Below are 4196 nucleotides of genomic sequence, written 5' to 3'. Positions count from 1 at the left end.
AGGCCATCGGGCTGGATGTCTGGGTGGATCCCCGCGATGTGGTTCCTCTGTGCGAGGCGGTGCTGCTGGTCTACCGGGATCACGGTCTGCGGGCCAACCGGCAGAAGGCGCGGCTGATGTGGCTCATTGACGAGTGGGGCCTGGAGAAGTTTCGGGCGGCTGTGGAGCGGCAGATCGGCCATCCGCTGTCCAGAGCGGCGGAAAAAGATGAGGTGGTCTGGCAGAAGCGGGATCTCCTGGGGGTGCATGCCCAGAAGCAGCTGGGCTTGAACTTCGTTGGCCTGCACGTGCCGGTGGGACGGCTGAATGCCCTGGAGATGATGGAGCTGGCCCGCCTAGCGGAGGTATACGGCTCCGGGGAGCTGCGGCTGACGGTGGAGCAGAACGTGCTCATCCCCAATGTGCCCGATTCGCGGGTGGCGCCGCTGCTTAAAGAGCCGCTCTTGAAAAAGTTCTCCCCCAACCCAGGGCCCTTGCAGCGGGGGCTGGTGTCCTGCACGGGCAACCAGTTCTGCAACTTGGCCCTCATCGAGACCAAAAACCGCGCTGTGGCTCTAATGGAAGAGCTGGAAGCCGAGCTGGAGATCCCGCAGACGGTGCGCATCCACTGGACGGGCTGCCCCAACTCCTGCGGCCAGCCCCAGGTGGCCGATATCGGCCTAATGGGCACCACCGCCCGCAAGGACGGCAAGCCGGTGGAAGCGGTGGACATCTACATGGGGGGAGAAGTGGGCAAAGACGCCAAGCTGGGCGAATGTGTGCGTCGAGGGATCCCTTGCGAAGACCTCAAGCCCGTCTTGGTGGAGCTGCTGATTGAGCACTTCGGGGCCAGGCCGCGCCAGCGTCCATCGGCTGCTCAAACTGCTTCTTCCCCCGTGATGGCTTGCTAAGTAGGGGCCAAGTCTGGGGAAGGTTTTCTCTCTGCGTCGTGCAAAATCTTGGAGGTTCCGATGTCTAAACTGTTCTCCCGTCGCCAATTTTTGGCCGGGGCAGCCGCCCTGGCAGCAGGAGCAGCCGCGGCTGGGATCCCACGCGCCCAATCGCAATCTTTGGGTCAGGGCTACTGGGTGGCCCAGGCCGATACTCCCGAGACCCCGCGGGCCAAGCTGGGGTTCATTGCTCTCACCGACGCCGCCCCCCTGATCATCGCCAAAGAGAAGGGGTTTTTTGACAAGTACGGCATGAAGGACGTGGAGGTGGTCAAGCAGGCCTCTTGGGGCACCACCCGCGACAACTTGGTGCTGGGATCCGCTGCTGGCGGCATCGATGGGGCGCACATTCTCACCCCCATGCCCTATCTCATCACCACCGGCAAAGTTACCGATGGCAAGCCGGTACCGATGTACATTCTGGCCCGCCTGAACTTGGACGGTCAGTGCATCAGCATTGCCAACGAGTACCGGGATTTGCAAATTGGCCTGGATAGTTCCCCCCTCAAAGCCAAGTTTGCGGAAGCGCGAGCTGCCGGCAGGGATCCCAAATGCGCGGTAACCTTCCCCGGCGGCACCCACGACCTGTGGATGCGCTACTGGCTGGCCGCCGGCGGGATCGATCCCAATGGCGATGTCTCTGTCATTGTGGTGCCGCCGCCCCAGATGGTGGCCAACATGAAATCCAAAACGATGGAAGCCTTCTGTGTGGGCGAGCCTTGGAATGCTCAACTGGTGAACCAAAAAGAGGGGTATACCGCCCTCACCACCGGCGAGCTGTGGAATCGCCATCCTGAGAAAGCCTTTGCTCTGCGGGCTGACTGGGTGGATGCCCACCCGAAAGCCACCTTGGCGCTGTTGAAGGCGGTGCAAGAAGCCCAGATCTGGTGCGACCAAATGGAGAACAAAGAGGAAATGTGCCGGATCATCGGCGACCGCCGCTGGCTGGGGGTTCCTGTGGCCGATATCTTGGGTCGCGCCAAAGGCACCTTTGACTACGGCACCGGCAAAGTGGTGCAAAACAGCCCCCACCTGATGAAGTTCTGGCAAGACAATGCTTCCTACCCCTTCAAGAGCCACGACCTTTGGTTCCTGACCGAAGACATCCGCTGGGGCTATCTGCCCGCCGACACGGATACCAAAGCCCTGGTGGACAAGGTCAACCGAGAAGATCTCTGGCGCGAGGCCGCCAAAGCCATTGGCCAAGAGGCCGCCATTCCCCCCAGCACCTCTCGCGGCGTGGAAACCTTCTTCGATGGGGTGAAGTTCGACCCCGAAAATCCGGCTGCCTATCTGGAGAAATTGGCCATCAAGAAGCTGGCCTAGCCTGCTCCTTCCAGGGCTTGCAGAACACCTGCAAGCCCCCTGTCCGAGAGATTTCCCTAAGAGCCCCCAGACAGGTTCAAATTAAACCTCTTCTCTCTTGCACTTTCCCTACGCTGACTTTGACCATAGCCCTACTCTCAGCAAACTATGCATCTTCTCCACTTTGCCTTGAAGGTGGGCTGCCACCTCTTCCCTTTGCTCATCCGCTTAGGCCGTTGGCTACTGAGCCAAGGTGCCTCTCTTCAGGCCCAGGCCGGGATCCCTTCTGCCACGAGCTCTGGATCCGCTTGGAGGCAACGAGTCCGGATCCATCAAGCGCTGCGCCGCATTCTCTTGCCCGCTACGGCAATTTTCATCGTGCTCCTGCTCTGGCAAATCCTCTACAGCCGGCCCGGCGCCAACCTGCCCACCCCGCTCCAAGTTTGGCAGGACACCTGGGATCCCCTCATTAAAGATCCCTTTTTTGACTACGGCGGCAACGCCAAAGGACTGTTCTGGCAAATCTGGGCCAGCCTGCAGCGGGTGTTCATTGGGTTTTTCTTGGCCAGTCTGGTGGGGGTTTTGGGCGGCATGGTGATCGGGGTCAACCGCTGGCTGCATGAGGCTTTGGATCCCATTGTTCAGGTGTTGCGCACGGTGCCACCTCTGGCTTGGCTGCCGATTTCTTTGGCCGCCTTTCGCGATGCCAACCCCTCCGCCATTTTTGTTATCTTCATCACGGCCCTCTGGCCCATTTTGATCAACACCATTGCCGGTGTACAGCGGATCCCACAGGACTACCGCAATGTGGCCAGAATTGTACGCATGTCCGGCTGGAAGTATTTCTTTAAGATTGTCTTTCCGGCCACGGTGCCCTACATCTTTACCGGCCTGCGCATCGGGGTGGGCCTCTCTTGGCTGGCGATTGTGGCTGCAGAAATGTTGGTTGGCGGGGTGGGCATCGGCTTCTTCATTTGGGATGCCTGGAATAGCTCCCGCATCAGCGAAATTATTGTGGCTTTGATCTATGTCGGCCTGGTTGGCCTTTTGTTGGATCGGGTTACGGCTTGGATTGGCTCGCTGGTGGTTGCCGAGGATCACTAGGTTGGACTGAGCCCGGAGTTGGCTGCTGACAGTTTGCTCACTTTTCAAAAATGAATCTCAAGGGATCCCTTAGGTAGCATCATGAAGACTCAGCCCTACATCGAAGTTGACCATGTAGACAAAGACTTTTTCCTGGACAATGGGGAGGTTTATCCCGCTCTAAGAGACATCCATCTGGAGATCCAAAAAGGGGAATTTGTCTCGCTAATTGGCCACTCCGGCTGCGGCAAGTCCACCCTCCTCAACATCATCGCCGGCCTGGAAAAACCCTCCCGCGGCGGCGTGCTGCTGGAAGGCCGGCAGATGACGGAGCCCGGCCCAGATCGCATGGTGGTGTTCCAGAACTATTCCCTGCTGCCCTGGCTGACGGTGCGGGAAAACATCGCCCTAGCCGTGGACGAGGTGCTGGGATCCCTTCCCCAAGCAGAGCGAGCCCGCATCGTGGAAGAGCACATCCGCCGCGTGGGTTTGCAGGGGGCAGCCGACAAGCGGCCCGCCCATCTGTCGGGGGGGATGAAACAGCGGGTGGCCATTGCCCGGGCTTTGGCCATTCGCCCGCGGGTGCTGCTGCTGGATGAGCCGTTTGGGGCGTTGGACGCCCTCACCCGCGGCAGCCTGCAGGAGCAACTGATGGAGATTGCCCAGGCGGAGCAGCTCACCTGTATTTTGGTTACCCACGATGTGGATGAGGCGCTTCTGCTTTCGGATCGGGTGGTGCTGCTGACCAATGGCCCGGAGGCCCGCATCGGCCAAATCTTGCGGATCCCGTTTCCGCGGCCGCGCCACCGGTTGGAAGTGGTGAATCACCCTGAGTACTACAGCCTGCGGGGGGAGATGATCTACTTTCTCAACCAGCAA

The 4196-nt window shown here is 60.0% G+C and carries 3 protein-coding genes and 1 pseudogene; all 4 read left to right on the top strand.

Annotated elements, in window-relative coordinates; all coding sequences use genetic code 11:
* A pseudogene (nirA, locus tag NW835_RS10090) lies at positions 1-890 on the top strand (ferredoxin--nitrite reductase); the annotation flags it as partial.
* 60 nt (positions 891-950) lie between these two features.
* Positions 951-2255 carry a CmpA/NrtA family ABC transporter substrate-binding protein gene (locus tag NW835_RS10085; protein WP_414335836.1) on the top strand — a complete coding sequence of 435 codons (1305 nt, stop codon included), beginning with the start codon at positions 951-953 and terminating at the stop codon, positions 2253-2255.
* 147 nt (positions 2256-2402) lie between these two features.
* Complete coding sequence (ntrB, locus tag NW835_RS10080; protein WP_414337187.1) at positions 2403-3338, top strand: nitrate ABC transporter permease; 936 nt, start codon at positions 2403-2405, stop codon at positions 3336-3338.
* Between the two features lie 81 nt (positions 3339-3419).
* On the top strand, positions 3420-4196 hold a 777-nt coding region (locus NW835_RS10075; protein ID WP_414415210.1), incomplete at its 3' end, for a nitrate ABC transporter ATP-binding protein.

Origin of the sequence: Synechococcus sp. OH2 (genome assembly GCF_047462155.1) — a bacterium.
Classification (GTDB): Bacteria; Cyanobacteriota; Cyanobacteriia; order Thermostichales; family Thermostichaceae; genus Thermostichus.
Note: the sequence above shows the minus strand (reverse complement) of the source record. Positions and strands in the feature narration are given on the sequence as shown.

Coding starts and splice junctions, on each gene's coding strand:
- NW835_RS10085 (WP_414335836.1), top strand. CDS start 951: ATGTCTAAACTGTTCTCCCGTCGCCAATTTTTGGCCGGGGCAGCCGCC.
- ntrB (WP_414337187.1), top strand. CDS start 2,403: ATGCATCTTCTCCACTTTGCCTTGAAGGTGGGCTGCCACCTCTTCCCT.